This is a genomic window from Tateyamaria omphalii, from assembly GCF_019802125.1.
Taxonomy (GTDB): domain Bacteria; phylum Pseudomonadota; class Alphaproteobacteria; order Rhodobacterales; family Rhodobacteraceae; genus Tateyamaria; species Tateyamaria omphalii_B.
In genome coordinates this window covers 1,155,384-1,180,561 of record NZ_JAHVHT010000001.1, presented here as the reverse complement: position 1 = coordinate 1,180,561, position 25,178 = coordinate 1,155,384, and the positions used below count along the sequence as shown (strand labels likewise).

At 59.8% G+C, this 25,178-nt stretch carries 30 protein-coding genes and 1 tRNA gene; 11 read left to right on the top strand and 20 right to left on the bottom strand.

Features of this window, described 5'->3' with window-relative positions:
* Window positions 1-8: 8 nt before the first annotated feature.
* Genes KUV51_RS05835 through KUV51_RS05820 form a run of 4 tightly spaced genes read right to left on the bottom strand, consistent with a single transcriptional unit; the run spans window position 9 to window position 4,253 of the window.
* Window positions 9-1,217, bottom strand: a complete 1,209-nt coding sequence (locus KUV51_RS05835; RefSeq protein WP_222520633.1) for a beta-ketoacyl-[acyl-carrier-protein] synthase family protein — start codon at window positions 1,215-1,217, stop codon at window positions 9-11.
* Window positions 1,217-1,477 carry an acyl carrier protein gene (locus tag KUV51_RS05830; protein ID WP_222520632.1) on the bottom strand — a complete coding sequence of 87 codons (261 nt, stop codon included), beginning with the start codon at window positions 1,475-1,477 and terminating at the stop codon, window positions 1,217-1,219. The genes KUV51_RS05835 and KUV51_RS05830 overlap by 1 nt, the downstream gene beginning before the upstream one ends.
* Before the next feature lie 39 nt (window positions 1,478-1,516).
* Window positions 1,517-2,608 carry a UDP-3-O-(3-hydroxymyristoyl)glucosamine N-acyltransferase gene (lpxD, locus tag KUV51_RS05825; protein WP_222520631.1) on the bottom strand — a complete coding sequence of 364 codons (1,092 nt, stop codon included), beginning with the start codon at window positions 2,606-2,608 and terminating at the stop codon, window positions 1,517-1,519.
* 37 nt (window positions 2,609-2,645) lie between these two features.
* Entirely contained in the window at window positions 2,646-4,253 is a 1,608-nt protein-coding gene (locus KUV51_RS05820; RefSeq protein ID WP_222520630.1) for a murein L,D-transpeptidase, read from the bottom strand.
* Window positions 4,254-4,566: 313 nt separating this feature from the next.
* On the opposite strand from KUV51_RS05820, the gene KUV51_RS05815 reads away from it, so the two are divergent.
* From KUV51_RS05815 to KUV51_RS05805, 3 genes are all read left to right on the top strand, one after another.
* Window positions 4,567-5,133 carry a YcbK family protein gene (locus KUV51_RS05815; RefSeq protein ID WP_410001059.1) on the top strand — a complete coding sequence of 189 codons (567 nt, stop codon included), beginning with the start codon at window positions 4,567-4,569 and terminating at the stop codon, window positions 5,131-5,133.
* A 264-nt stretch (window positions 5,134-5,397) separates the two neighbouring features.
* The gene (locus tag KUV51_RS05810; RefSeq protein WP_222520629.1) at window positions 5,398-7,356 is read left to right on the top strand and encodes a bifunctional 2',3'-cyclic-nucleotide 2'-phosphodiesterase/3'-nucleotidase; all 1,959 of its coding nucleotides are present in this window, start codon (window positions 5,398-5,400) and stop codon (window positions 7,354-7,356) included.
* Window positions 7,357-7,434: 78 nt separating this feature from the next.
* Window positions 7,435-7,511, top strand: a tRNA-Arg gene (locus tag KUV51_RS05805).
* 80 nt (window positions 7,512-7,591) lie between these two features.
* On the opposite strand, the gene KUV51_RS05800 is transcribed toward KUV51_RS05805, so the two are convergent.
* From KUV51_RS05800 to KUV51_RS05735, 14 genes are all read right to left on the bottom strand, one after another.
* Window positions 7,592-8,815 carry an MFS transporter gene (locus tag KUV51_RS05800; RefSeq protein WP_222520628.1) on the bottom strand — a complete coding sequence of 408 codons (1,224 nt, stop codon included), beginning with the start codon at window positions 8,813-8,815 and terminating at the stop codon, window positions 7,592-7,594.
* Between the two features lie 251 nt (window positions 8,816-9,066).
* Window positions 9,067-10,287: a cysteine desulfurase gene (locus tag KUV51_RS05795; protein WP_222520627.1), complete on the bottom strand. Its 1,221-nt coding sequence runs from the start codon at window positions 10,285-10,287 to the stop codon at window positions 9,067-9,069.
* A gap of 1 nt (window position 10,288) precedes the next feature.
* Window positions 10,289-10,885: a YIP1 family protein gene (locus tag KUV51_RS05790; protein ID WP_222520626.1), complete on the bottom strand. Its 597-nt coding sequence runs from the start codon at window positions 10,883-10,885 to the stop codon at window positions 10,289-10,291.
* Window positions 10,882-11,364, bottom strand: a complete 483-nt coding sequence (locus KUV51_RS05785) for a YIP1 family protein (RefSeq protein ID WP_222520625.1) — start codon at window positions 11,362-11,364, stop codon at window positions 10,882-10,884. Before KUV51_RS05785 ends, KUV51_RS05790 begins: the two co-directional genes overlap by 4 nt.
* A gap of 3 nt (window positions 11,365-11,367) precedes the next feature.
* Window positions 11,368-12,642 carry a SufB/SufD family protein gene (locus tag KUV51_RS05780; RefSeq protein WP_222520624.1) on the bottom strand — a complete coding sequence of 425 codons (1,275 nt, stop codon included), beginning with the start codon at window positions 12,640-12,642 and terminating at the stop codon, window positions 11,368-11,370.
* Window positions 12,642-13,397, bottom strand: coding sequence for a Fe-S cluster assembly ATPase SufC (gene sufC / locus KUV51_RS05775; protein ID WP_222520623.1), 756 nt, complete (start codon window positions 13,395-13,397; stop codon window positions 12,642-12,644). The genes KUV51_RS05780 and sufC overlap by 1 nt, the downstream gene beginning before the upstream one ends.
* A 45-nt stretch (window positions 13,398-13,442) precedes the next feature.
* Window positions 13,443-13,757, bottom strand: coding sequence for a heavy metal-binding domain-containing protein (locus KUV51_RS05770; RefSeq protein WP_222520622.1), 315 nt, complete (start codon window positions 13,755-13,757; stop codon window positions 13,443-13,445).
* Complete coding sequence (locus KUV51_RS05765; protein WP_222520621.1) at window positions 13,754-14,089, bottom strand: hypothetical protein; 336 nt, start codon at window positions 14,087-14,089, stop codon at window positions 13,754-13,756. The genes KUV51_RS05770 and KUV51_RS05765 overlap by 4 nt, the downstream gene beginning before the upstream one ends.
* Before the next feature lie 36 nt (window positions 14,090-14,125).
* Window positions 14,126-14,368: a hypothetical protein gene (locus tag KUV51_RS05760; protein ID WP_222520620.1), complete on the bottom strand. Its 243-nt coding sequence runs from the start codon at window positions 14,366-14,368 to the stop codon at window positions 14,126-14,128.
* Complete coding sequence (locus tag KUV51_RS05755) at window positions 14,365-14,691, bottom strand: hypothetical protein (RefSeq protein WP_222520619.1); 327 nt, start codon at window positions 14,689-14,691, stop codon at window positions 14,365-14,367. The genes KUV51_RS05760 and KUV51_RS05755 overlap by 4 nt, the downstream gene beginning before the upstream one ends.
* Window positions 14,684-14,830, bottom strand: a complete 147-nt coding sequence (locus KUV51_RS05750) for a hypothetical protein (RefSeq protein WP_222520618.1) — start codon at window positions 14,828-14,830, stop codon at window positions 14,684-14,686. Before KUV51_RS05750 ends, KUV51_RS05755 begins: the two co-directional genes overlap by 8 nt.
* Before the next feature lie 42 nt (window positions 14,831-14,872).
* Window positions 14,873-16,396: a Fe-S cluster assembly protein SufB gene (sufB, locus tag KUV51_RS05745; RefSeq protein ID WP_222520617.1), complete on the bottom strand. Its 1,524-nt coding sequence runs from the start codon at window positions 16,394-16,396 to the stop codon at window positions 14,873-14,875.
* A gap of 29 nt (window positions 16,397-16,425) precedes the next feature.
* Window positions 16,426-17,505, bottom strand: a complete 1,080-nt coding sequence (locus KUV51_RS05740) for a cysteine desulfurase family protein (RefSeq protein ID WP_222520616.1) — start codon at window positions 17,503-17,505, stop codon at window positions 16,426-16,428.
* 66 nt (window positions 17,506-17,571) lie between these two features.
* The gene (locus tag KUV51_RS05735) at window positions 17,572-18,033 is read right to left on the bottom strand and encodes an Rrf2 family transcriptional regulator (RefSeq protein ID WP_222520615.1); all 462 of its coding nucleotides are present in this window, start codon (window positions 18,031-18,033) and stop codon (window positions 17,572-17,574) included.
* Between the two features lie 157 nt (window positions 18,034-18,190).
* On the opposite strand from KUV51_RS05735, the gene KUV51_RS05730 reads away from it, so the two are divergent.
* From KUV51_RS05730 to KUV51_RS05710, 5 genes are all read left to right on the top strand, one after another.
* A complete protein-coding gene (locus KUV51_RS05730; RefSeq protein ID WP_222520614.1) occupies window positions 18,191-18,844 on the top strand; it encodes an alpha/beta hydrolase in 654 nt (217 codons plus the stop codon).
* Window position 18,845: 1 nt separating this feature from the next.
* Window positions 18,846-19,085, top strand: coding sequence for a hypothetical protein (locus KUV51_RS05725; RefSeq protein WP_222520613.1), 240 nt, complete (start codon window positions 18,846-18,848; stop codon window positions 19,083-19,085).
* On the top strand, window positions 19,082-19,660 hold the full coding sequence (locus tag KUV51_RS05720; RefSeq protein ID WP_222520612.1) for an HD domain-containing protein: 579 nt from the start codon (window positions 19,082-19,084) through the stop codon (window positions 19,658-19,660). The genes KUV51_RS05725 and KUV51_RS05720 overlap by 4 nt, the downstream gene beginning before the upstream one ends.
* A 102-nt stretch (window positions 19,661-19,762) precedes the next feature.
* Complete coding sequence (locus KUV51_RS05715; protein WP_222520611.1) at window positions 19,763-20,977, top strand: NADP-dependent isocitrate dehydrogenase; 1,215 nt, start codon at window positions 19,763-19,765, stop codon at window positions 20,975-20,977.
* 101 nt (window positions 20,978-21,078) lie between these two features.
* A complete protein-coding gene (locus tag KUV51_RS05710) occupies window positions 21,079-21,693 on the top strand; it encodes a YitT family protein (protein WP_222520610.1) in 615 nt (204 codons plus the stop codon).
* Here KUV51_RS05710 and KUV51_RS05705 read toward each other — a convergent pair.
* Entirely contained in the window at window positions 21,690-21,899 is a 210-nt protein-coding gene (locus tag KUV51_RS05705; RefSeq protein WP_222520609.1) for a DUF6356 family protein, read from the bottom strand. The genes KUV51_RS05710 and KUV51_RS05705 overlap by 4 nt on opposite strands.
* A gap of 115 nt (window positions 21,900-22,014) precedes the next feature.
* Between KUV51_RS05705 and KUV51_RS05700 the strand changes: the two genes are divergently transcribed.
* From KUV51_RS05700 to typA, 3 genes are all read left to right on the top strand, one after another.
* On the top strand, window positions 22,015-22,470 hold the full coding sequence (locus KUV51_RS05700) for an Lrp/AsnC family transcriptional regulator (RefSeq protein WP_222520608.1): 456 nt from the start codon (window positions 22,015-22,017) through the stop codon (window positions 22,468-22,470).
* Between the two features lie 152 nt (window positions 22,471-22,622).
* Window positions 22,623-22,958: a DMT family transporter gene (locus KUV51_RS05695; RefSeq protein ID WP_222520607.1), complete on the top strand. Its 336-nt coding sequence runs from the start codon at window positions 22,623-22,625 to the stop codon at window positions 22,956-22,958.
* A gap of 60 nt (window positions 22,959-23,018) precedes the next feature.
* A complete protein-coding gene (typA, locus tag KUV51_RS05690; RefSeq protein ID WP_222520606.1) occupies window positions 23,019-24,836 on the top strand; it encodes a translational GTPase TypA in 1,818 nt (605 codons plus the stop codon).
* A gap of 54 nt (window positions 24,837-24,890) precedes the next feature.
* Here typA and KUV51_RS05685 read toward each other — a convergent pair whose 3' ends face one another.
* On the bottom strand, window positions 24,891-25,178 hold the full coding sequence (locus KUV51_RS05685) for a DUF1330 domain-containing protein (protein ID WP_222520605.1): 288 nt from the start codon (window positions 25,176-25,178) through the stop codon (window positions 24,891-24,893).

The window sequence follows — 25,178 nt, the reverse complement described above, 5'->3', positions numbered from 1 at the left end:
TTTTTTTGTCAAACTCTGCGCAGTGCCAGCACGGCGTTCATGCCACCGAATGCAAAGGCGTTCGAAAGTGCGACACTCACCTGTGCCTCGCGAGCGTCGTTGGGCACCACGTCCAAAGCACATTCGGGGTCCGGTTCTTCGTACCCGATGGTCGGTGCAACGATCCCATCCCGCAGCGCCATGATGCAGGCCAGCAGCTCAACTGCACCCGTTCCACCGATCAAGTGGCCGTGCATCGACTTCGTGGACGAAATCATCAGCTTGTCCGCGTGGGGCCCGAAGACGTCAGCCACCGCGGCACATTCCGTCTTGTCATTGGCCGCGGTGCCTGTGCCGTGGGCGTTGATGTAGCCAACCTCGTCTGCGTTCACCCGCGCATCGGTCAACGCACCTGCCATAGCCCGCGCCGCGCCGTTCTTGGATGGCATCACGATGTCGGCAGCATCCGAAGACATAGCAAAACCCGCCACCTCGCACAGAATGTCGGCGCCCCGGGCGCGCGCGTGCTCGTACTCCTCAAACACAAAGACCCCCGCACCCTCGCCCTGCACCATACCGTTGCGGTTGGCGGAAAACGGGCGGCAGGCATCCTTCGACATCACCCGCAAACCTTCCCACGCCTTGACTCCGCCAAAACACAGCATCGACTCCGACCCGCCCGTTATCATCACGGGCGCCATGCCGCTGCGCACCATCTGAAAGGCTTGTGCCATGGCATGGTTGGACGACGCGCAAGCGGTCGCGACGGTAAAAGACGGCCCCTTAAGGTTCCACTCCATCGACACATGGCTGGCGGCGGCATTGTTCATCAGTTTGGGCACGACAAAGGGGTGGACCCGGTTCTTCCCCTCTTCATAGACGAGGCGGTAGTTCTGATCCCACGTGCTGACACCACCTGCAGCCGTGCCAAGGATCACACCCGATTTCGCCGCCTCTTCACCTGCAAAGCTCAGGCCTGACTGCTCAATCGCCTCCTTCGCGGCCGCCAGCGTGAACTGCGTGAACCGGTCATAAAGGCTCATCTGCTGACGGTTGTAGCGCCCCTCTGCCTCGAACCCACGCACCTGGCCGCCGATTTTGATGGCGAGGCGATCCACGTCCTGAAAGTCCAGCTCGCCGATGCCGCAGCGCCCCTCGCGCATCGCTTCAAGGGTTTCGGGCACGTCGTGACCCAGGGCATTGACGGTGCCCGCCCCGGTAATGACAACGCGGTGCATCAGCTTTTCTGTTCTGCGATCAACCGCTCGATGCCGGAAATGATCGACTGCACGTTGGAAATGTCAAAATCACTTTCCTTGGGCGCGTTCGCATTGAAGGGCACTTGGATGTCGAACTCTTCCTCGATGGCAAAGATGCTTTCGACAAGGCCCAGGCTGTCGATACCCAGATCCTCAAGCGTGTTGGTCAGCCCCACATCCGCAGGCTCCAGCACCGCCTGTTCCGCGACGATTTCGATAACCTTGTCCTTGATGCTCACGACGCCTGCCCCCTTGCCCGTGCCTGACTTGGGGTTGATTTAGTCACTGCCATCCGACTTGAAAACAGCTTTCTTCAACTCCGCAACGTCGCGCAGTATGCGCGGCAGGCGCTTGGTGTTCTTGTACATGTCGAGATTTGTTTTCATCTCATTCGCAGGATAGCCCAGCATGACCTTGCCGTCCTTGACAGAACTCATGACCTTGCACGCGGCGGCCAACACAACGTTGTTGCCAATCGTCAGATTGTCGGAAACACCCACCTGCCCAGCCATGACGACGAAATTGCCGACGGTCACCGATCCGGCCAGCCCGACCTGACCGCAGATCAGGTTGTCTTCGCCAATGACACAGTTGTGGCCAATATGTACAAGGTTGTCGATTTTCGTCCGGTTGCCGATCTGTGTGGGCCGGATGGTGCCGCTGTCGATGGCCGTGTTGGTGCCGACCTCCACATCATCGCCGATAACCACGGCGCCAAGGCTCGCAATCCGCGCCCAAGGCTGCCCACCCGCATCGCCCTGCTCCCCCAGGGTTTCGCGCACGTTTTCAACACCGCTCTTTTCCGGCGTGACAAATGAAAAGCCGTCCCCCCCGATCCGCACGCCAGGGTTGGCGATAAAGTTCGCCCCTATCTGAACCCGCGCACCAATGCTGACCTGTTCACGCAAAAAAGCGTTTGGGCCCAGCATGGCACGCCACCCGACAAAGGACATCGGCCCGATAACAGATCCGTCGCCGATCTGCGCCTCGGGTCCGATCACCGCGCCGGCACCAATGGTCACATCAGCACCAAGCGTGGCGGTTGGATCGACGATTGCACCTGGATGAACACCGCTGCCAAATGCGTGCCCGGGATCAGCCATCGTCGTCAGCCGCGACATGGCAAAGCGCGGGCGTTTCGGAAGGATCGCGGCACGCAGCCCAAATGCCTGCCAATCTGCGTCTTCCCAGAGCAGCGCAGCCTGTGCCGCCCCCTGAGACAATGTGCCAGCATATTTAGGGTTGCTGGCCAGTGCCAGATCATCGGCACCGGCCTGTGCAGGTTCTGCCAAGCCCGTCACAATGGCGCTTGTGTCGCCGACAGCCTCCGCCTCAAGTGCAGATGCAATCTCGGCAACGGTGTAACGCATGGCGGGGCCCCCTTGGCACATAGCTCAGGGGTGCGATTTAACCCTGAACTGCGCGCAGTGCCACCCCTGCCTCAGACAGCGCCCGCCACACCTTTGCATCGCGGCCATAGATGTCGCGGCGGTACTGCGTGTGTCCTTTGGGCGTGGTAAACGCCGTGCGGTAGATGATGTGCACCGGTACAGGCGCCTTCAGGTCCACGCGGGTCTCGCGCCCGGTGGCCAAAACCGACTGGAAATATTGCTGCGGGTTCGCCTCCTGCTTGGCGAGCAACGCATAGGCAAAGTCGAACGGGTCTGCCAGACGCACGCAGCCGTGGCTGTAGGCGCGCACCTCGCGACCAAACAGGTTCTTGGCCGGTGTGTCGTGCAAATATATGTTGTGCACGTTCGGGAACATGAACTTCACCAGACCCAGCGCATTGCCCTTTGACGGCGGTTGACGCATGGCAAAGGGGAACGTCTTGGCCGTGTACTGGCTGAAGTTCACCGCCGAGCGGTTCACCTTGCGACCCCGGCTGTCCGTGATCTCAATATGGCGAACTGCATTCCGGTTACGCTTGAGCGCCGGCAAGTATTCCTTGGTGACAATGGACCTTGGCACATACCAGCTCGGGTTGATGACCATGAACTCCATCACATCCGAAAACTCGGGCGTCGGACGATCATCCTTGTTCGCACCCACTACGGACCGCGTTGAGAACGTGACCTTGCCATTGTCGACGACATTCGCGGTGAAGTCCGGGATATTGACCAGGATGTGACGCTTGCCACGTTCCTGATTGACCCAACGCTCACGCTCCATGGCGACGATGATGGATTGCAGACGCGCCTGCACCGACGTGTTCAACTCGGCAATTGTCGCTTGTCCGGCTACACCATCAGCGGTCAGACCATGGGCAAGCTGGAACTGCTGCACCGCCGACTGGATTGCCGCGTCATAGGTCTGCGTATTGGTGCGTTTCAGAAAACCCATCGCGATCAAGCGGTTGCGCATGATGGCGACGGCATCGCCAGTTTGGCCGGGCTTAAGCGTACTGACAGGCACCTGCTGGCCCCATCCGCCCTGCGCCAGGAGCCGTTCCATCCGCAGCTTCTCTTTCATCAAAGCGGTGTATTCCATCGTTTTTGGTGCAAGCGCCTTGAAGAACCCCGAGGGCGACGACTTCGAGAAATTCACCAGATACGAGGTGCGGTCGCGATAAGGCACCTGGCGGACGATAGCGCGGTCAATTCGGGATGGCACCAGCACACCCGTTTGCAGGTCACGCGAATACTGCAGGAAGGTGCGGCTCATCTCGACTTCGACCAGCCCACGGTCGCGCTGGGTCTTGGCGGCCTTCATCTTGGCTTGCAGCCCAGCCGCGTCATACCGCGCGGCAGGTAGCCCATGGTTGCCTGCCTGATCCAACGCCTTGAAAAGTGCGACACGGCGCTGACGCTCGCGGCCCGATCGACCGGTCCAGAGGCTTTCGTAACCGTTGGCTTTGTAAAACGCAGCAATGTCGGCGTCGCGTGCAGCAGCTTCGGCGACCGCCTGTTTGAACGCCGTGACCTGCGCCGACGCACCCTGCGGCGCTGACCAAATCAACGCTACAAGAAGGAGGCTCAAGGCCACCACCCACGATCTAAAAATATTCACCGTCATATCGCACCTGTTGTTATAAATTTTGCGCTGGTTTGGAGTATCCCAAGCGCGCGCGGAGCCTGTCTATTCACATTGACGCCAGTCCCGCAAGAAGCCGGTCGCTGATGCGCCCATGCATCGCCCCGAGACCTTTGCGCCACATGAGCCAAAATTTGCGCAAAAATCTGCCCAATTCACTTGCGAGGGTTCTTGGACCGGATTCAGCGCTTGGTAAACGAATCGAGCTATGCCATAGAAGTGTTGCATCTGGGGATGAGATGGCAGAACCCGTGTAACATCACGGATAGGCAGGCGTACGGGACGGCGCAGTGATATGAACAACACCTCTACGGGCATGACCCGCCGAGCCATACTTGGCGCATTCGCGGCAACGGCAGTGACGGCGGCACCAACTTTCTCAAACGCAGCAGGGTTTCTTCGCGGGGCTGGCGATATCAGACGGCTTCGTATGTACTCCGGTCGCACGGGCGAGCGGATCGACATGATCTACTGGATCGAAGGGAACTACATCAAGGACGCTGTTCGTGAAGTGAACCACTTCATGCGCGACTGGCGCACCGATGACGTGAAATCCATGGACCTGCGCAATGTCGACATCATGGCGGCCGCCCACAACCTGATGCAAACCGATGAACCGTACATGCTGCTGTCGGGCTACCGCAGCCCGAAAACAAACGCCATGCTTCGTTCCCGTAGCCGCGGCGTTGCCAAAAACTCTCTGCACATGAAGGGCCAGGCCGCCGATTTGCGCCTCTCCTCCCGTTCCGTCAGCCAAATGGCGCGCGCAGCGCAAGCCTGCCGCGGTGGCGGCGTCGGCAAGTACTCCGGTTCGAACTTCGTACACATGGATTGCGGCGTCGTGCGGTCCTGGGGTCGGTAACCTCTCGGGCTCGATACAGATGTAAATTCAGGGCGCTTCGGCGCCCTTTTTTGTGTCGTGTGGCGCACTCAAAGGGGAGGAAATGCGCGCCACCCGATGGGACAGTTCCCGTGAACTGCAGCTGGCAAACTGCGCAAACCGGCATCAGGTTCCCGCGCCGGATCACTTTTTTGCGCAATCTTCCGCCCGGACTGACATGAAACTGTGACAAGCCGCCCCTACCCGCCTAGCGTTATGGATAGATTACATTCCCGGGGGATTCACATGACACACCTGATTTCACGCCGCACCTTTCTGGCGACGACCGCCACTTTTGCCGCCATGCATCCGTTTTCCTTGCGCGCCAGCACCAATCAGGCGCATCTGCGGATCATGGAGACCACCGACCTGCACGTCCACGTGTTTCCCTACGACTACTACGCCGACAAGCCGCGCGACACGGTCGGCCTTTCCCGAACCGCGTCCATCATCGAAGGCATCCGGGCGGAGGCCACGAACTCCTTGCTGATCGACAATGGTGACTTTCTGCAGGGCAACCCAATGGGCGACTACATCGCCTATGAACGGGGCATGAAAGAAGGCGACAGCCACCCCATCATAACCGCGATGAACACGATGGGATACGACGCAGGCACGCTGGGCAACCACGAATTCAACTACGGCATCGACTTCCTGATGAAATCGCTGGCTGGCGCTGATTTCCCGGTCGTCTGCGCCAACGTTTCCAAGGCACAAGGGGCAGATGCCGCCGCCGACACGACACTGGTGCCGCCCTTCGTAATCCTTGACCACACGGTTACGGATGGCGCTGGAGAAACGCATCCGATCAAGGTCGGCCTCATCGGCTTTGTCCCGCCCCAGATCATGAACTGGGACCGCCGCCACCTTGAAGGCAACGTGCAGGCACGCGACATTGTCGAGACAGCCAAAACCCTTGTCCCGCTGATGAAGGAACAAGGCGCCGACATCATCATCGCACTCAGCCACTCGGGTATTGGCGCGGCAGATCACAGCGATGGTATGGAGAACGCTTCCGTCCCACTGGCTGCAGTGGACGGCATCGACGCCATCCTGACCGGCCACCATCACCAGGTGTTCCCGTCAGAAACCTATGCCGACCTTCCTGCCGTTGACGTGGCAAACGGTACGATCCACGGCAAACCGGCCGCCATGGGCGGCTTCTGGGGCTCGCATCTGGGTGTCATCGACCTGATGCTGGAACGCGATGGCTCAAGCTGGCGCATCACCGGCCACGGCTCCGAAGCGCGCCCGATCTCCAAGCGGAACGAAGACCGCTCGATCACCGCCCTTGTCGAGGACCACCAACCGGTGCTCGACAGCGTGCAAGCCGACCATGACGCAACGCTCGCCTATGTACGCCGCGCGGTTGGCAAAACGGATGCGCCCCTGCACAGCTACTTCGCACTGGTGGCCGACGACCCATCAGTCCAGATCGTGTCGATTGCGCAAAGCTGGTATATCGCCCAGATGATGCAGGGCACGGAATACGAGGGTCTGCCGATCCTGTCCGCCGCCGCGCCCTTCAAGGCCGGAGGCCGCGGTGGGCCGGAATACTTCACCGACGTGCCCAAGGGTGATGTCGCGATCAAGAATGTCTCGGACCTCTATCTCTACCCGAACACCGCGCGCGCCGTGCTGATCACCGGAGCGGAAGTGAAGGATTGGCTTGAACGCTCCGCCGGGATTTTCAATCAGGTAGAGCCCGGCAGCACTGATGTACCGCTTCTGAACCCGGAGTTCCCCAGCTACAATTTTGATGTCATGGACGGGGTCACCTACCAGATCGATCTCAGCCAGCCATCGAAATTCGACCCCAAGGGCAACCTGATCAATCCAGATGCAAATCGCATCACGGACTTGAAGTTCAACGGCGAAGACATTGACCCTGATGCGCAATTCATTATCGCGACCAACAACTACCGTGCAGGCGGCGGCGGCAACTTCCCCGGTGCGCAAGGCGACACCATCGTGTTCGAGGCCCCCGACACCAACCGCGACGTGATCGTGCGCTACATCGTGGAACAGGGCACGATCAGCCCGCGTGCCGATGCCAACTGGTCCTTTGCGCCGCTTGAAGGCACAAGCGTTCTCTTTGAGACCGGGCCAAAGGCCAAGGATTACATCGACGACGTCAAAGGGGTCACCATCGAACCTGCGGGCGACGGTCCGGATGGATTTGCGCAGTTCCGCATCGCGCTTTGACGTCCACGGCGCAGCACACCTGCGCCTGACGATTTGCAATTGCAGGGCGCGGATGGCACCGCTATACCGCGCCCCAGTGGACCGTTAGCTCAGCTGGATAGAGCGCTGCCCTCCGAAGGCAGAGGCCAGAGGTTCGAATCCTCTACGGTCCGCCATTCATCGTTTTCCTTCATTCTGGATGCGTCACGACGCTGTGGCTGGGTGTCATCTGATTGCAGTCGCTTACGCTCTGCCCTCAACTCTGATCCGCCGTTTTGGCCGACCGCATTTCCCGCGCGCGGCGGTAGTCCAATGTGAACAGCACACCAGACGCAGCAATGGCAATCACTGCACCAATCATCGCCACGCCCTGATAATCCGTGATACTGGACCCGGCGGCAAAGATCGCGGATGCAATGATCGCGCCGCCGAAGTGGTTGACAGACAGCAGTGAGCTGCCCGCCCCTGCCCGATCCGCGACAAGGTTCTGCACATAACCAATCGGGATCGACAGGATGATACCCGCACCGATCCCGGCGGGCAGGACCAGCCACCAGGCGAACCCAATGGACGGCATCAGCCCCAGCACGGCAAGGAAGCCGCCATAAATCGAAACGCCGACCAGGATCAGGGCCGAAGCGGACATCACCCTTAGAAACCGAACAGTCAGCATCATCACCGGGATCTCGATAAACGCGATCAGGCCCGCAAAAAGCGCGACGTCAGACTCGGCACCGCCCAGATTGTTGAGGATCAGCAGTCCCAACAGGATGTTATAAAGCCCATTCGTGGCCGTGATCACGCATATCAGGACCAGGCGGACCAGCAGGCCAGGTGCTGTCAGTTCGGACAACGATGCCAACAGACCTTTTCCCGATTTAACGGTCTGCGAGACCGTGTGGTCCCGGCGCCACAGTGTCAGAACTGCGGCCAACGCCAGCAGGTTGGCACAGGCGATGACGACATAGGCCGCCAGCACATCGGCGCCTTTGACAAGCGCGTAGCCCCAGATCACCGGCGTCAGGGCAAAAGCACCGGAGAAGGTCGCGCGGGACAGAGTCGCCGCATAGGGTTGGTCAAGCTCGGGGTTCTCGCGGGCGGCCACCACCGAAAGTGCGAAGTATTGCGTGAAGGCCGTAGCCCCCACCGGGAACAGCACGACATGCACCAGAAGGAAGGCGACCTTGGATGGAACAAGGAACATCAACAGCCCCCCGGCGGCGCCCACCGCCAAAGCGGCCAAAAGCGCTTCGCGAAAACGCCCTGACTGATCAGTGTAGATCCCAACCAACACCGACGCAACAACGCTGAAAAGCGCCCCACCCGTCACGATCAACGCATAACCCGCGTCGGAAAAACCAATCTTTTCAATGCCGATGATGGACTGGAGCGGCCCTACCGAAGCCGCACCGACCCCCATGAGAATCAAACCGATCAGGGCAACCCGGAGCAGCCTGTCTGTGATCGCCGTCTTGAGCATTGATGAAATCCAGACTGAGCGGCGCAAAGGTTGGGAAGAAAGCGTGCGCCATCTATATGACGGTCGGGCGCAGATGAAAACACGACCACATACTGCGATACCATCGGCCGATGACAGATGAACTTGGCCTCTGTTTTTGTGAGGATTGCGTGACGGACTGTGCCAGCAGCTACCGCACCGGTTCACACCGTTCTCAACAGCTGCCGAAGATGCCGCATGGGCCGCGAAAACCTTGTTTCAGCCGAAACACATCACGCAAACAAATCGTGCGCCAGCTCCAACGCATCCACCAGCACATCCACCTCTTCCCTGGTGTTGTACATCCCGAACGAGGCACGGCAGGTCGCGTTCAACCCCATGTGCTCCATCAGCGGCCCAACACAGTGCTGACCGGCGCGGACCGCCACACCCTTCTTGTCGAGGATGGTCGAGATGTCATGCGCGTGCCCTGCCCCGTCCAAAGTAAACGAGAAAATCGCACCCTTGTCCGGCGTCGTGCCCTGCACTTGCAGCCAGTTCAATCCGCCCAGACGCTCAACCGTGTAGTCGCGCAGGCTGTCCTCATGCGCGGCGATGGCCTCCATCCCGTGGCCCATCATGTAGTCCAGCGCAACGCCAAGCCCGATCATCTGCACGATGCCCGGCGTGCCCGCTTCGAACTTGTGCGGCGGATCGTTGTAGATCACGCCGTCTTTCGACACTTCCTTGATCATGTCGCCGCCACCGATGAACGGGCGCATCTCGGCCATGCGTTCGGCCCTGCAGTAGATGGCGCCGGACCCGGATGGCCCGTAAAGCTTGTGGCCGGTGATCGCATAGAAATCCGCGCCCAGATTCTGCACATCCACCGGCATGTGAACCGCCGCCTGCGAGCCATCAACAAGAACCGGCACGCCCTTGGCATGGGCTCCCTCGCAGATAGTCTTGACGTCGACCTTGGTGCCAAGAACGTTGGACATATGCGTCACAGCCACCAGCTTCGTCCGGGGGCCGATCGCATCAATCACCTTCTGCGGATCAAGCGCGCCCGTTGCATCCACATCCACCCATTTCAGGACCACGCCCTGCCGCTCACGCAGGTAGTGCCAGGGCACGATGTTTGCGTGGTGCTCCATGACCGAAAGGACGATCTCGTCCCCGGCCTCCATCCTCGGCATCGCCCAGCCATAGGCGACCATGTTGATGCCTTCGGTCGTGCCCGAGTTCATCACGATCTCGTCTTCGGAACCCGCGTTCAGGAAGCGGGCAAGCTTGCCGCGCACAGCCTCGTAATTCTCGGTCGCAAGATTGGAAAGGTAGTGCAAGCCTCTGTGAACATTTGCATATTCTTCGGCATAAGCCTTGGAAATGGCGTCAATGACAACCTGTGGCTTCTGCGCAGACGCGCCATTGTCGAGATAGACAAGCGGCTTGCCGTTCACTTCGCGCGAAAGGATCGGAAAGTCCCCGCGGATGGCATTCACATCATACATCTCACAATCCTCCTGCCGTCACGCCCGTCAGCGTCACAAGCATCATCATTCCAATAAACAGACCCGCCAGCACCACAAGAAGCAGACCAAAGGCACGAAACAGGGAGTCAAAGCGTAGGGCAGCGCTGATGAAATGCAAAAGCAGCCAAAAGGCGACAATGGCCACGATCAACGCCACCAGCCCGGCAATGGCGGGAACAATCAGGCTCAACACCAGCACCAGAGCCTGCGCCGCAGCGCGCAGGGCCTGAAGCCACGTGAGCAGCGCCAGCATGTCGGCAAAATCACCCTGCCCGCCCAGGGCGCGCCCGGCCCAGACAAGCCCGTGCACCATGACCAGCAAACCGCCCGCAATCATGGCAAACAGGGCCAAGGGCCTTTCGAGCAGGCCAAGGATCGGCACAGCGGACCGCGCCGCGGGATCAATCTCGCCCTCCAACAGCACAACCGGCGCAGACGCCAGCAACGTATTCACCGCGGCCACAGCAAGGAGCGCCATGTAGAGCGTCGCGCGGTCCAGCTGCCAGCTGATGATCTGCCGGGCGACCTGTTTGGGGTCGCGCAGCGTATCGATGGCAAGGTCCGAAACGGCGCTCATTCCGCGCGCTCCTGCGCGATGGAGCCGCCGATCCAGAACCACATGAAGACGAGGAACCAGATCAAGCCAACGGCCTGTTTCTCTACCCCCGGCCCGACAAACCCCGACACCAGACCATGCAACAGGATCAGCGGGGATGACGCCAACAGAGCCCAGAACAAGGCCAACCGTGCGCCGTAGGCGGTGCCACTGCCACCTAATACCCGGCCGACGACCCGCGCGAGGAGTGCAATGGCGTAGAACAGCAAAGGAGCGATGAAGATCAGCGCCATGAGCGATGCGCCCATGAGCATGTTCAGGTCTTCACCGTTCAAATGCGCCTCACGCGCGAGCCGTGGCAGTTGGGCGATGAAGATCAGAACACAGGACGCCATAAGATACGCAAGCGCACGGTCCTCCCGCTCGCCCAGCGACAGGAGGTGCCGCACAACACGACCTGGCCCCCGATACGTGGCCCCAATGTTCCGCGTGACCGCCATGGTTCAGCCCCGGTGCCGCTCCAACCAGCCCTGCAGGCGCTCCACCAATGCGTCGCGCAGCACCTCGTCCTCGATCTCTTCGACCGCCTCTGCAAGGAACGCCAGTGTCAGCAGGTCCGTTGCAATGTCAGCGGGCACACCGCGCGACCGCAGATAGAACAACGCCTCTTCGTCGATGGCACCCGAGGTCGAGCCGTGGGAACACGCGACATCATCGGCATAAATCTCAAGCTCGGGCTTGGCGAGGAACTGGCTGTCATCATCCAGCAAAAGCGACTGGCTGATCTGGTAACCGTCCGTTTTCTGGGCACCTTCCTTCACCAGGATCTTGCCCTGAAACACACCGACTGCGCCATTCCGCAGGACCTTCTTGAACACCTGGCGGCTTTCGCAGCGCAGGGCGTCATGGGTCACGAACACTGTGTCGTCATGGTGAAAGTCGCCGTCGCCCACACAAGCACCCGCAACATGCGCCACCGCATCGTCACCGGTGAGTTCGACAACGCATTCGTTCCGGGTCAGACGCCCGTTGACGGTCAGCGTAAAGGTCTTGAACACGGATTCCGTACCGAGCCGCGCAAAGATGTGTGTTGCGGCACGGCGTTCATGGTCGCGACCCTGCGCACGCACGTGATGGAAGGTCGCAGTGTTAGCGACATCAACTTCCATGCACTTGTTGAAACGCGCAGCAGCAGGACCGGTTTCAAGCAGTGTCAGTTCCGCACCTGCATCCAGCTTCACGACGTGATGCAAGATCGCATCCGACGTTTCATTCTCGTGCAAGTAAATGAAATTGATCGGCTTTTCCGCCTTGCCCGTGACGTGGATGAGAACGCCGTCCGTCGCATAGGCCGTGTTCAGCGCAGCCAACGGACGCGGCACATAATGGCCGTTCCCTTCCAGCGTACCATAAAGGTCCGACGCCCAGTGGATATCCGCACTGTCGGCCAACCGGTCGATGCGCACACCCGCAAGGGTAAGGTCGTCGGATTGCTCAGCGTCAAACACACCGTCGACAAAAACGATCTTGAGACGGTCCATTTCGTCAAAGAGCGGCGCCTCGTCACTGTGAAACAGCGCCGCCTGCGGTGCGTCGGCCTGCACAAGCGTGTCGGGCCGCGTGAACTTCCAGTATTCGTCACGACGGCCCGGCAGACCCATCTCGCGGACCCGCGAGACAGCAGCCTTGCGCGCATCGTCCGCCCAGCCATTCGACGGCATGGACAGGGTCGCCAACCGGTCTTCGGTTGGGTTCGATTTGGTCGCAGCTTCGCCCATTATGCCACCTCGGCCAGAATGTCGGCGTAGCCGTTGTTCTCAACCTCGAGCGCCAGCTCGGGTCCACCGGTTTTCACGATCTTGCCGTCTGCCATGATGTGCACAACATCCGGTTTGATGTGATCGAGCAAACGCTGGTAGTGCGTGATGACAAGGAAACCGCGGCCCTCGTTGCGCAGCGCGTTCACGCCTTCGGCCACCAGCTTCATCGCATCAACGTCGAGGCCGGAATCGGTCTCGTCCAGGATGCACATCTTGGGCTCAAGCATCGCCATCTGCAGGATTTCATTGCGCTTTTTCTCACCGCCCGAAAAACCCACGTTCACAGGACGCTTCAGCATATCGGCATCGATCTTCAACGCCTTGGCACGTTCACGGATGGTTTTCAGGAAGTCTGCGGCGCTCAGTTCTTCCTCGCCGCGCGCCTTGCGCTGCGCGTTCACAGCCGTGCGCAGGAAGGTCATGTTGCCGACGCCGGGGATCTCGACAGGATACTGAAAGGCCAGAAACAGGCCAGCAGCGGCGCGCTCTTCGGGTTCCATGTCCAGCAGATCCTCACCATCCAGCGTCGCTTCGCCGCCGGTGACCTCATAGCCGTCGCGACCGGACAGGACGTAGGACAGCGTAGACTTGCCCGACCCGTTCGGGCCCATGATCGCGTGGACCTTGCCCGCTTCGACGGTCAGGTCGACACCTTTGAGGATCTGCTTTTCCTCTTCTTCAAGTTGTACGTGCAAGTCTTTGATGTTCAGCATTTTTCTTTTCCCTATTCGAGGTGCGGTGCGCAGTGGATGCGCACCCTACGCGATAACGACGGCCGTGCCCGAAACACTGACCATAAGCATTGAATCTCCGACCACTTCATAATCGAGGTCGACTCCGATGACAGCGTTGGCCCCTTGGGCCGCAGCACGATGTTCCAGTTCCGCCATGGCGGTGTCGCGGGCGTCTTGCAGCTTGGATTCATACGCGCCCGAGCGGCCCCCGATGATGTCCGTGATGCCCGCGAAGAAATCACGTACCACATTGGCACCCATGATCGCCTCACCCACGACGATCCCGCGATAGTCCGTGATCTTGTACCCCTCCACGGTCGAGGTCGTCGTCATGATCATTCGGCAGTCCCGCATTGATGGTTGCAGCGGGGACATATGCACGCATCCGTCCGTGCGCTTTGCAGCATCCTCATCAGGCGGTAGGTCAGCGCACCCCAGCAAACAAACAGCACAAAGCCGAAAAGCAGTTCGATCTGTTCTGCGTAGCGGGCGAAGATCCAGCCATCTGCCACCATCTCTTCCACGATCTCGTCATGCCCGATCGAAAGCAGGAAAACGATCACGTGCCCGAGGATCAGCATTGTGAGGGCCCGTGTTTCCTGCATCATCCGCCAGGGATGACCAAAGCGAATGCGCACATCGCTGGATTTGCGTGGTGTGTCGGGAGCCATGGCGTCAGGTTCCGTTCGTGGTATCGATGGCAAAGGTCATTCTGTGTCCTCAGCCGTTTCATGGGCAAAGAGGTGCTGGACCCCTAGGCCAACGGTTATCGACATCATCAGAAGTACACACCAGACCCAAAACGACGTGAGCGCGCCGGGGGCAAAGGATGCCGCCGCGATCATTCCGCCGATAACCGCGATGACAAAAGCGAGCCCGCCCTGCTGCGTGCCATCGGCATCAGAGACTGTGTGGCGCTTGATCTTTTTGGCTTCAGTCAGATCGTTCATTTTCGTCTCGCCTGAATATCTGCAAGGGCTTGCCGGACTTCTTCATCAGTCCGGCTGTTACCTTTGGCATACTCGTCCTTGCTGAACCGCTTCGCAAAGCGAGCGGCCAATTTCACATATCCCGCGGCGCCAGCCAGAAAACCCAAAAAGCCAAACTCGACGAACCAATCAGGCAAAAGTAGATGGCCGATAAAGGCAAACAGAAGGGCACCGAGAGTTCCAAAGACTGCAGCACCGTAGAACGCATTCGCCTTTTTCTGCGCCCACTGATCGGGGGGGCCAATGCGTGCATGCCACTCAGTGTTGTCACCACCGTCACTCATCTCGAAACAACATCCAAGCTACGGCAATGGCGCCGGTGGTCATGGCGCCGCCAATGGCCAATGCTGCCGCATAATGCGGAAGCAGCGTGACGCCAATGACCCCGCCAACAACAGCGCCGCCAAGAACGGACAAAGACATCGTCGCGAATGCGGATCGATTTTTCTGTTCCGCCGCCATGAACTACCCCACCGAGCCTTCAAGCGAGATCGCCACAAGCTGCTGCGCTTCCATGGCAAACTCCATGGGCAGCGCCTGCAACACGTCCTTGCAGAAGCCGTTGACGACAAGGGCCACCGCCTCTTCCTCGTCCATGCCGCGGCTGCGGCAGTAGAACAGCTGGTCGTCATCCACCTTGGACGTCGTCGCCTCGTGTTCCACGCGGGACGAGTTGTTCTTAACCTCGATATACGGAACCGTGTGGGCGCCGCATTTGTCACCGATCAGCAAGCTGTCACATTGCGTGTAGTTCCGGCTGTCCTTGGCCTTGGGGTGCATGGACACAAGCCCACGATAGGTGTTCTGCGCCTTGCCCGCGCTGATCCCCTTGGACACAATCCGTGACTTGGTGTTCTTACCCAGGTGCACCATCTTGGTGCCGGTATCCGCCTGCTGCATGTTGTTTGCGATGGCGATGGAGTAGAACTCGCCCTGGCTGTCATCGCCGCGCAGGATGCAGGATGGGTACTTCCATGTCACGGCAGAGCCGGTTTCGACCTGTGTCCACATCACTTTGGCCCGGTCGCCCCGGCAATCGGCACGCTTGGTCACGAAGTTGTAGATGCCGCCCTTGCCGTTCTCATCGCCGGGATACCAGTTCTGAACGGTGGAATACTTCACTTCGGCATCTTCGAGCACGACGATCTCGACGACCGCTGCGTGGAGTTGCGACGTGTCGCGCTGCGGGGCCGTGCACCCTTCGAGATAAGACACATAGCTGCCCTTGTCCGCGATGATCAGGGTGCGTTCGAACTGACCGGTGTTTTCGGCGTTGATGCGGAAATATGTCGACAGCTCCATCGGGCAGCGGACGCCCGGCGGGACGTAGACAAACGAGCCGTCCGAGAACACGGCGCTGTTCAAAGTGGCATAGAAGTTGTCGGACACCGGCACGACCGAGCCCAAGTACTTCTTCACCAACTCCGGGTGCTCTTTGATCGCCTCGGAGATCGAGCAAAAGATCACGCCAGCCTTCTTCAACTCAGCCTGAAAGGTCGTACCGACTGACACGGAGTCGAAAACCGCATCCACGGCCACCTTGCGGCCCTCGGCGGGCGCATCCTCGGCCCCCTCGACACCGGCAAGGATCATCTGCTCTTTCAGCGGAATGCCCAGCTTTTCATAGGTGGCAAGCAGCTTCGGATCGACCTCGTCCAGCGACTTCGGCTTCACTTCCATGCTTTTGGGGCGCGCGTAGTAGTACTGGTCCTGAAAGTCGATCTCGGGATAGTCGACCATCGCCCAATCGGGCTCTTCCTTTTGCAGCCAACGCTCATAGGCCTGCAGACGCCACTCGGTCATCCACTCCGGCTCTTCATTCTTTTCCGAGATCAGGCGCACGATGTCCGGGGTCAGCCCTTTCGGAGCATATTCCATCTCGATGTCGGTTTCCCAGCCGTATTTATACGTGCTGACATCCCGTACGGCATCGACTGTTTCCTGATCGACGCCTTCCTTGACGACCACATCTTCTGCAACATTGTCCATGTCAGACTTTCCTCTCGCATCAGGACGGTTCACGCCGCCCGCGCCTCGTGTTTCTTCAGTTTCTGCGCCCAAACATCGGCAAAGCGCAAAACATCCGTCTCTGTCGTCTCTAGCCCCAGCGACACCCGCACCGCGGATGATGCCTCGAGCTCCGAATACCCCATGGCCCCCAGCACCCGGCTCGCCTTGACCTTGCCCGAAGAGCAGGCCGAGCCTGCCGAGATGGCAAATCCAGCCAGATCCATCTGCATCACCTGCGTCTCACCCTTCCATCCCGGGGTGATGAAGCAGGAGGTGTTTGGAAGCCGTGGCGCCTCTTTCCCGACAAAAATAGTTGTCTTTGAGGCAGCAGCAAGAGCGTTTTCTAGAATATTTCTAAGTTTCTCCACGCGGTCCCATTTTCCGTCCGCGATATCACGCTGCGCCGCCTCAGCCGCCGCACCGAATCCGGCGATTCCGACGACGTTTTCAGTGCCCGACCGTCGGCCCATCTCCTGCCCACCGCCCTTGATCTGCGCAGGGACGTCCACACCCAGCTTCAGACACAACGCACCGACACCCTTGGGTCCGCCCAGCTTGTGCGCGGACATCATCAGGTAGTCGGCTCCAAGTTCGCCAACAGACGTATGTACCTTGCCCGCCAATTGAACCGCATCCACTAGGACATGCGCACCGGAACGCCAGGCCACTTGCGCCCACCGAAAGTTGTTTTGCAGAACACCGGTTTCCGAATTCGCACCCTGCACGGCAAGCAAATCACCGGCCAACGTTTCGCAGGGCAACACTTCACCGCCCTGATCCACAGGCAACATGTGCGCTTGATGTATGCGCACGGCGTCATGTTCGACATCTGCGCAGACGACCTCATGCCCTGCACAGGCAAGGTCCGCGGCCTCTGTTGCGCCAGAGGTGAACACAACTTCATTGCGATCAATGCCCGCCAGCGCTGCCACCTGCGCACGTGCCTTCTCGACAATCGCCTTCGCCGCCCGCCCCTCGGCATGGACCGATGACGGATTGCCGACCAAATCCATGGCACGCAGCATCGCTTCCCGCGCCTCGGGGCGAAGATGTGTCGTTGCGTTATGATCCAGATAGACCCGGTCCATCACTTCCCTGTTTCCCAAAAATCCCGGGGGAGTCGCGCCAGCGACGGGGGCTGGCCCCCAACGACATCAGGCATCATCGACCACCGCGAACAGGCTGGGTACCGCCGGACAGGGCGCCAAATCGTTTCCGATCACATCAGACAGCCGCGTCTGATGCAGGAACACGTAAACATGCGCGCTCAACCCTTCCCACAAACGATTGGTCAGGGATTGCGCCTTGGACCCCGACGCGGCACCGGACGCACCGGCGCCCTTATGCATGGCGTCCACTTTCTCATCCACAGCCGCCAGAACATCCGCCACGCGAATGTCGGACGCCGACCGCGCAAGCCTGTAGCCGCCGCCTGGGCCACGCACCGAAACCACAAGTTCTGCCCGGCGCAACTTGACAAAAAGCTGCTCAAGATACGGCAATGAGATGTCCTGCCGGCCGGAGATATCGCTCAGGCTCACAAGCTGATCTGCGGGCTGCATGGCGATGTCTGCCAGCGCCACCATCGCATAGCGTCCCTTTGTCGACAGTTTCATCGCAAAGCCCCCAATTGACGTTACCCGCCCAAACCCATACATCCGAACGCACTGCAGGATGTATGCCTGCGCCTTAAGTTAGAACCGTTCTAAGGTAACCGATCAATTCCGTCAAGAAATCGGAAGCCGAAAAGACGCGACAAGGACAGTATCGCATATGCCCGAGGTCATTTTTCCCGGACCCGAAGGCCGTCTCGAAGGCCGCTATCACCCGCAAAAAGAACGTGACGCCCCGATCGCCATTGTGCTGCATCCGCACCCGCAATTCGGTGGGACGATGAATCACAAGGTGGTGCATGCGCTGCACTATGCCTTCTACAACATGGGCTTCACCGTTCTGCGCTTCAACTTCCGGGGCGTGGGGCGCAGCCAGGGCGAGTATGATCAGGGCATTGGCGAGCTCTCCGATGCAGCCTCCGCCCTCGACTACCTGCAGTCGATGAACAACAATTCCAAGCATTGCTGGGTCGCGGGCTTCAGCTTTGGCGCCTGGATCGGGATGCAGCTACTGATGCGGCGGCCCGAGATCACCGGGTTCATCTCGGTCTCGCCCCCCGCCAACATGTACGACTTTTCATTCCTCGCGCCCTGCCCGTCTTCGGGCCTGATCATCAACGGTACGAATGACCGCGTGGCCCCGCCCGCGGATACCGAGGCGCTGGTTTCAAAGCTGCACGATCAAAAGGGCATCACGATCACACACACCCAAGTCGAGGGCGCCGGTCACTTCTTTGAAGAGCCGCATCTCGACACGCTGATCGGGCACACCACCGACTACGTCAAACGCCGTCTGACTGAGACGACGCGCTAAGATGGCCGATCCCGTTGTTGTCGAAATGGCCAACAAGCTGGCCGAGGAATGCCTCGCCGTCCAGAACGAGATCGGCAACGACCGGCTATTCATGGAAGTCGGCGACGTGCTGGGCGCGTCGTCGCAAACTTTGGAAGAGGCATTCTTGACGGCGATCAGGACACGCATGGCCAACGACCAGGGCCGCCGCTTCCTCGCCCAAAAGCTGAAAACGCACCGGGCAGCGCAGGCGCCCGAGTGACGCGGCTCGACCAGCAGGTTGCCTTCCTGGTCGAAGCAGACCGCCTGAAATCGGTCAATCGCGCGGCGACATTGGTGGATGCGAGCCGCCATGAGAACAGCGCCGAACATTCCTGGCACTTGTGTCTTTATGCGGTGGTTCTTGCCGATCAGGCAGGGCCGGACGTTGACATAGGCCGCGTCGTCAAGATGTTGATCCTGCACGATCTGGTTGAGATCGACGCAGGTGATCATCCTGTCTTTGGCGACGCGGATCTGGATGCGATCAAGGCACAGGAAGATGCGGCCGCCGACCGCATCTTTGGACTGCTCCCCGCTGATCTACGCGATGAGTTGCGCGGGGTCTGGGAAGAGTTCGAAGCAGCTCTTACCCCCTCTGCCCAATTCGCCAAGGCGCTCGACCGATTTCAGCCACCCATGCAAAACTTGGCATCGGGCGGCGTCAGTTGGGCCGCTTTTAACGTGACGCCGGAAAAGATCGAAGCGCGTGTCGCGCCCTCCATAATGCGCGGCGCGCCCGCTTTGTGGGACTATGCCCGCGCCCGCATTGACGCTTTTTTCAACGGACGCACTTAAACTGCGCGAAATTCGGTATACCGCCGTATACAGTCTTTCAAATTCTGATTGAACGAGCTAATCGCGAAGCAAAGTGTTGCAGTGCCGCAAAGGACCCTCCCCATGAGCAAAATCAAGGTAGAGAACCCCATCGTCGAAATGGACGGGGACGAGATGACCCGTATCATGTGGGATTTCATCAAGAAGAAGCTGATCGAACCCTACCTGGACATCGACCTGCTCTACTACGATCTGGGTATAGAGGAACGCGACCGGACCGAAGACCAGATCACCATCGATGCGGCCGAAAAGACCAAGGAGGTCGGCGTCGCCGTCAAATGCGCGACCATCACGCCAGACGAAGCACGGGTGGAAGAATTTGGCCTCAAGAAGATGTGGCGCAGCCCCAATGGTACGATCCGCAACATTCTGGGCGGTGTGATCTTCCGCCAGCCCATCATCTGCCGCAACGTACCCCGCCTTGTGCCCGGCTGGACACGGCCCATTGTCGTGGGCCGTCACGCCTTTGGCGACCAGTACAAGGCCACCGACATGAAGTTCCCTGGCGCGGGCACGCTGACCATGAAATTCGTCGGCCATGACGGGACCGAGATAGAGCACGAGGTCTACAAGGCCGACAGCGGAGGCGTATTCATGTCGATGTATAACATCGACAAATCCATCTACGACTTCGCGCGCGCGTCGTTCAACTACGGCCTGAACCTGGGCTGGCCGGTGTATCTCTCGACCAAGAACACCATCCTCAAGCAATATGACGGGCGGTTCCTTGAGATCTTCCAAGAGGTTTATGACGCCGAGTTCAAAGAGCAGTTCGAGGCCAAGAAAATCTGGTACGAACACCGCCTGATCGACGACATGGTGGCTTGTGCCATCAAGTGGAATGGCGGCTTTGTCTGGGCCTGCAAGAACTACGACGGTGACGTGCAGTCGGATGTGGTCGCCCAAGGGTTCGGAAGCCTGGGCATGATGACCAGCCAGTTGATGACGCCCGATGGCAAGATCGTGGAGGCCGAAGCCGCCCACGGCACCGTCACCCGCCACTACCGACAGCATCAGGCGGGCGAGCAGACCTCGACCAACTCTATCGCGTCGATCTATGCTTGGACCGGCGGTCTCAAGCACCGTGCGAAGCTCGACAACAATGCCGCGCTGAAGAACTTCGCCGAAACGCTGGAACGTGTGATCGTCGAAACCGTCGAAAGCGGCCACATGACCAAGGACCTGGCCTTGCTGGTCGGGCCTGATCAGGGCTGGCTTACGACCATGGGCTTCCTCGAAAAAATTGATGAGAACCTGAACGCCGCTTTGGCGGGCTGAAACGCCCAAAATCCAAGCATGACACTCGGGCCCGTCTTGGACGGGCCCGTTTCGTAGGCAAATGGCTGGCGCTGCAAGTCTCGCCGCCATAACCCGCGACCATGGTGACAATCGACGAAACCAAAGTGGCGCACACACCGCTGGACGACGCGCAGGGTCTGGGTCTGGGCGTATTCCTGTGCAGCGTCGGGATGCAGTTCCTGACCCATGCCGGCCTGATCACCGGTCAGACGGCGGGCATAGCTGTTATCATCAGCTACCTGTCAGGCTGGTCGTTCGGAGCGGTTTTCTTCGTCATCAACCTGCCGTTCTATGCGCTGGCCTACAAACGGCTCGGACTGGAATTCACCGTAAAATCCCTGATCTCGGTGACGGCGCTGTCGCTGTTGACGGACCTTCTGCCGCTTGGCTTCACGATCGACAGCCTGCACCCGGCAATTGGCGCGGCGATCTTTGGTGCAACGGTGGGTACCGGCTTGCTTGCCATGTTCCGGCACAACGGCTCACTCGGTGGGCTCGGCGTGGTTGCCCTGCTTGTGCAGGACACAACGGGGTTCAAGGCGGGATATGTTCAGCTCTTGTCCGACGCCGTGATCTTCACCATCGCGGCGCTCCTTTTCCCCTTGACTGTTGTGGCATGGTCACTGCTGGGCGCAGTCATTTTGAATATGATCATCACCTTCAACCACCGACGCGACCGCTACATCGCAACCTAGTTTTTTCCCCTGTTATGGGTCCTGGCATACATGTCGGCGATCATACGGCTTGCCGTCTTTTCAAAGAGGCAGGGAAGCACTGCATGCACTGCCGCAGCGCCTGCGGCCAGCAGCAACTCAAAGGCGAATCTACCTGCGAAAACGGCATGTTCGGCATAGGTTTCATCGACGCTGCGCGGATGAGTCAGAAAGATACGTGTAATCATGGGACCTCGTGCTTATCTGACATGAACGTACGGCGCGATGCGTGGTACATGTTCCCAAATCTTTCTGAGTAGAGCAGTTTTTATGTAAAATACTCCCATGGTTCGGAGAAGTAAGATGACGTTTGATGCGATCGACGTAAAAATTATGAATGCGCTGCAGCGCGATGCCGGGCAGTCGCTTGAAACGCTGGGGGCCGATGTCGGCCTCAGCCGGAACGCCTGCTGGCGTCGGGTAAAAGCGCTTGAGGAATCGGGGGCTATTACCTCCCGTGTAGCCCTGGTCGATGCGAAGGCTGTGGGTCTTGGCCTCATGGTCTTCATGCAGGTCAGGACGCACAGTCACGACCCGGGATGGCAAGACAAGTTCAACCGCGCGACACGCGTCATTCCGGGTATACTCAGCGTATACAGAATGACTGGCGACCTCGACTATCTGATCCGCGCCCGCGTGCCGGATATGGATGGCTACGATGCGCTTTATCAGCAGTTGATAGAACAGGTGCCAATCGCCGACGTGTCGGCAAGTTTCGTGATGGAAGAGATCAAGGACAGCACCGCCCTGCCCTTGTGACATCACCGCGGGTGTACCCTCAGCTTGATGTTCTCGGGTCTGGATCAGACCACAGGGAAGCGAGCATTGTTGGTGATGTAGGATACCTGCCGCTTGACACGTTTGGGGATGCCCGCCGACATGGACGGGCATCCTCTTCCCACGGTGACCTCATGCCGTTGCACTACATCTACCTGATCGTGGCCGTCGCCGCGGAAACCATTGGCACGACCGCCCTGCAGGCCAGCAACCAGTTTACGCGGGCTGGACCGACCGTGCTGGTGATCGTCGCCTATGGGTTTGCCTTCTACTTTCTGGGCATTGCTCTGAAATACATCCCCGTCGGCATCGCGTACGCGCTTTGGTCCGGGCTTGGGATCGTGCTGATCGCGCTCATTGGCTTTGCGGTCTTTGGTCAACGGCTCGACCTGCCGGCGGTGCTGGGCCTTGCCATGATCATCGGGGGTATCGTGGTCATACAGCTCTTCTCGAAGACAGCGACACACTAGACCTTTCATTCTGCACTGCGGCGCTATATGGGCCGGGCAACAACTCATGAGGCCCGTTCTATGGATCTGCGCAACATCGCCATCATCGCCCACGTCGACCACGGCAAGACCACGCTGGTGGACGAGCTGCTGAAACAGTCGGGCACCTTCCGCGACAACCAGGCCACGACGGAACGGGCGATGGACAGCAACGATCTGGAACGCGAGCGCGGAATCACCATTCTGGCAAAGGCGACGTCGGTGGAGTGGAAAGGCACACGCATCAACATCGTGGACACCCCCGGCCACGCCGATTTCGGCGGCGAGGTGGAGCGGATCCTGTCGATGGTCGATGGCGTCGTTCTGCTCGTCGATGCAGCCGAAGGGCCGATGCCGCAGACCAAGTTCGTCACGTCCAAGGCGCTCGCCCTCGGCCTGCGCCCCATCGTGGTGTTGAACAAGGTCGACAAGCCGGACGCAGAGCCCGATCGCGCGCTTGATGAATGCTTCGACCTTTTTGCCAATCTCGGCGCCGATGACGACCAATTGGATTTCCCGGCCATGTACGCCTCCGGCCGTTCCGGTTGGGCCGACATGGAGCTGGACGGCCCGCGCGAGGACCTGTCGGCACTCTTCGATCTGATCGTGGACCACGTCCCCGCCCCCAAGCAATTGGAAGCCAAGGGCGAACCTTTCCGCATGTTGGCCACAACACTCGGCGCCGATCCTTTCATCGGACGCATCCTGACGGGCCGCGTCGAATCCGGCACATTGAAGCCGGGCGAGACGGTCAAAGCCCTGTCGCGTGACGGCACGCTGATCGAAAACTTCCGCTGCACCAAGATCCTCGCCTTCCGCGGCCTGCAACAGCAGCCCATCGACAGGGCCGAAGCGGGTGACATCGTTTCGCTGGCAGGCATGTCCAAGGCCACCGTGGCCGACAGCATCGTCGCAACATCGGTGTCGGAGGCCCTGCCCGCCCAACCCATCGACCCGCCGACCATCACAGTCACCTTCGGCATCAACGACTCGCCGCTCGCGGGCCGTGACGGCAAAAAGGTGCAAAGCCGCGTCATCCGCGACCGGCTGATGAAAGAAGCGGAATCGAACGTCGCCATCCGCATCAGCGACACCCCCGGCGGCGAAGCATTCGAAGTGGCCGGTCGTGGCGAATTGCAGATGGGTGTCCTGATCGAAAATATGCGCCGCGAAGGGTTCGAGCTGAGCATCTCGCGCCCGCAGGTGTTGTTCCAGGAGCAGGATGGCCAGCGGATGGAGCCCATCGAAGAGGCGACCATCGACGTGGATGACGAATACTCGGGTGCGGTCATCGAAAAGCTGACCGGCGCACGCAAGGGCGAACTCGTCGAGATGAAGCCCGCAGGCGCAGGCAAGACCCGTATCGTGGCTCACGTCCCCTCGCGCGGGTTGATCGGCTATCACGGCGAGTTCCTGACCGACACACGCGGCACCGGCGTGCTGAACCGGGTCTTCCACGGCTGGGCCGCGCACAAGGGCCCCATCCCGGGCCGCCGCGCGGGCGTGCTGATCTCCATGGAGAACGGCCAATCCGTGGCCTACGCCCTGTGGAACCTTGAAGAGCGCGGGCGCATGTTCATCGGCGCGCAGGCGGACGTCTACACCGGCATGATCATCGGCGAGCATAGCCGCGACAACGATCTGGAAGTGAACCCGCTAAAAGGCAAGAAGCTGACCAACGTGCGCGCCTCCGGCTCGGATGAAGCGGTGCGGCTGACCACGCCGGTCACCATGTCACTGGAAGAAGCGATTGCCTATATTGACGACGACGAGCTGGTCGAGGTCACGCCGAACGCGGTGCGGTTGCGCAAGCGGTATCTGGACCCGCACGAACGCAAACGGATGGCGCGAGCGTCCTAAGGCAAAACCGGGGCTCTGCCCCGGACCCCGTGGTATTTCCAGTCAGAAGAAGACCTATTCCGTGGTCTCGACAATCAGAAGCTCGCGCTCTGATGCGCCACGAGCGTGTTCGAGCGCCGCCTGGTATGCGTCCGAATGATAGCAGCGTTCCGCCGTTTCCACGTCCGGAAACCGGGCCACGACGTTGCGCGGACGGTCTTTGCCCTCAAGCTGCACGTAACGCCCGCCGCGGGCGATGAACGTACCGCCATGCTCTGCAATGGCGACCGTCGCACCTGCGGCGTATTTCTTGTACGCCTCTTCGTCCGTCACCGTGACATGCGCAATCCAGAGTGCTGGCAT

Excerpts from the sequence above, each read along its gene's own strand:
- KUV51_RS05835 (WP_222520633.1), bottom strand. The coding sequence starts at position 1,217 with ATGCACCGCGTTGTCATTACCGGGGCGGGCACCGTCAATGCCCTGGGT.
- lpxD (WP_222520631.1), bottom strand. The coding sequence starts at position 2,608 with ATGCGTTACACCGTTGCCGAGATTGCATCTGCACTTGAGGCGGAGGCT.
- KUV51_RS05820 (WP_222520630.1), bottom strand. The coding sequence starts at position 4,253 with ATGACGGTGAATATTTTTAGATCGTGGGTGGTGGCCTTGAGCCTCCTT.
- KUV51_RS05815 (WP_410001059.1), top strand. The coding sequence starts at position 4,567 with ATGAACAACACCTCTACGGGCATGACCCGCCGAGCCATACTTGGCGCA.
- KUV51_RS05810 (WP_222520629.1), top strand. The coding sequence starts at position 5,398 with ATGACACACCTGATTTCACGCCGCACCTTTCTGGCGACGACCGCCACT.
- KUV51_RS05800 (WP_222520628.1), bottom strand. The coding sequence starts at position 8,815 with ATGCTCAAGACGGCGATCACAGACAGGCTGCTCCGGGTTGCCCTGATC.
- KUV51_RS05795 (WP_222520627.1), bottom strand. The coding sequence starts at position 10,287 with ATGTATGATGTGAATGCCATCCGCGGGGACTTTCCGATCCTTTCGCGC.
- KUV51_RS05790 (WP_222520626.1), bottom strand. The coding sequence starts at position 10,885 with ATGAGCGCCGTTTCGGACCTTGCCATCGATACGCTGCGCGACCCCAAA.
- KUV51_RS05785 (WP_222520625.1), bottom strand. The coding sequence starts at position 11,364 with ATGGCGGTCACGCGGAACATTGGGGCCACGTATCGGGGGCCAGGTCGT.
- KUV51_RS05780 (WP_222520624.1), bottom strand. The coding sequence starts at position 12,642 with ATGGGCGAAGCTGCGACCAAATCGAACCCAACCGAAGACCGGTTGGCG.
- sufC (WP_222520623.1), bottom strand. The coding sequence starts at position 13,397 with ATGCTGAACATCAAAGACTTGCACGTACAACTTGAAGAAGAGGAAAAG.
- KUV51_RS05770 (WP_222520622.1), bottom strand. The coding sequence starts at position 13,757 with ATGATCATGACGACGACCTCGACCGTGGAGGGGTACAAGATCACGGAC.
- KUV51_RS05765 (WP_222520621.1), bottom strand. The coding sequence starts at position 14,089 with ATGGCTCCCGACACACCACGCAAATCCAGCGATGTGCGCATTCGCTTT.
- KUV51_RS05760 (WP_222520620.1), bottom strand. The coding sequence starts at position 14,368 with ATGAACGATCTGACTGAAGCCAAAAAGATCAAGCGCCACACAGTCTCT.
- KUV51_RS05755 (WP_222520619.1), bottom strand. The coding sequence starts at position 14,691 with ATGAGTGACGGTGGTGACAACACTGAGTGGCATGCACGCATTGGCCCC.
- KUV51_RS05750 (WP_222520618.1), bottom strand. The coding sequence starts at position 14,830 with ATGTCTTTGTCCGTTCTTGGCGGCGCTGTTGTTGGCGGGGTCATTGGC.
- sufB (WP_222520617.1), bottom strand. The coding sequence starts at position 16,396 with ATGGACAATGTTGCAGAAGATGTGGTCGTCAAGGAAGGCGTCGATCAG.
- KUV51_RS05740 (WP_222520616.1), bottom strand. The coding sequence starts at position 17,505 with ATGGACCGGGTCTATCTGGATCATAACGCAACGACACATCTTCGCCCC.
- KUV51_RS05735 (WP_222520615.1), bottom strand. The coding sequence starts at position 18,033 with ATGAAACTGTCGACAAAGGGACGCTATGCGATGGTGGCGCTGGCAGAC.
- KUV51_RS05730 (WP_222520614.1), top strand. The coding sequence starts at position 18,191 with ATGCCCGAGGTCATTTTTCCCGGACCCGAAGGCCGTCTCGAAGGCCGC.
- KUV51_RS05725 (WP_222520613.1), top strand. The coding sequence starts at position 18,846 with ATGGCCGATCCCGTTGTTGTCGAAATGGCCAACAAGCTGGCCGAGGAA.
- KUV51_RS05715 (WP_222520611.1), top strand. The coding sequence starts at position 19,763 with ATGAGCAAAATCAAGGTAGAGAACCCCATCGTCGAAATGGACGGGGAC.
- KUV51_RS05710 (WP_222520610.1), top strand. The coding sequence starts at position 21,079 with ATGGTGACAATCGACGAAACCAAAGTGGCGCACACACCGCTGGACGAC.
- KUV51_RS05705 (WP_222520609.1), bottom strand. The coding sequence starts at position 21,899 with ATGATTACACGTATCTTTCTGACTCATCCGCGCAGCGTCGATGAAACC.
- KUV51_RS05700 (WP_222520608.1), top strand. The coding sequence starts at position 22,015 with ATGACGTTTGATGCGATCGACGTAAAAATTATGAATGCGCTGCAGCGC.
- KUV51_RS05695 (WP_222520607.1), top strand. The coding sequence starts at position 22,623 with ATGCCGTTGCACTACATCTACCTGATCGTGGCCGTCGCCGCGGAAACC.
- typA (WP_222520606.1), top strand. The coding sequence starts at position 23,019 with ATGGATCTGCGCAACATCGCCATCATCGCCCACGTCGACCACGGCAAG.
- KUV51_RS05685 (WP_222520605.1), bottom strand. The coding sequence starts at position 25,178 with ATGCCAGCACTCTGGATTGCGCATGTCACGGTGACGGACGAAGAGGCG.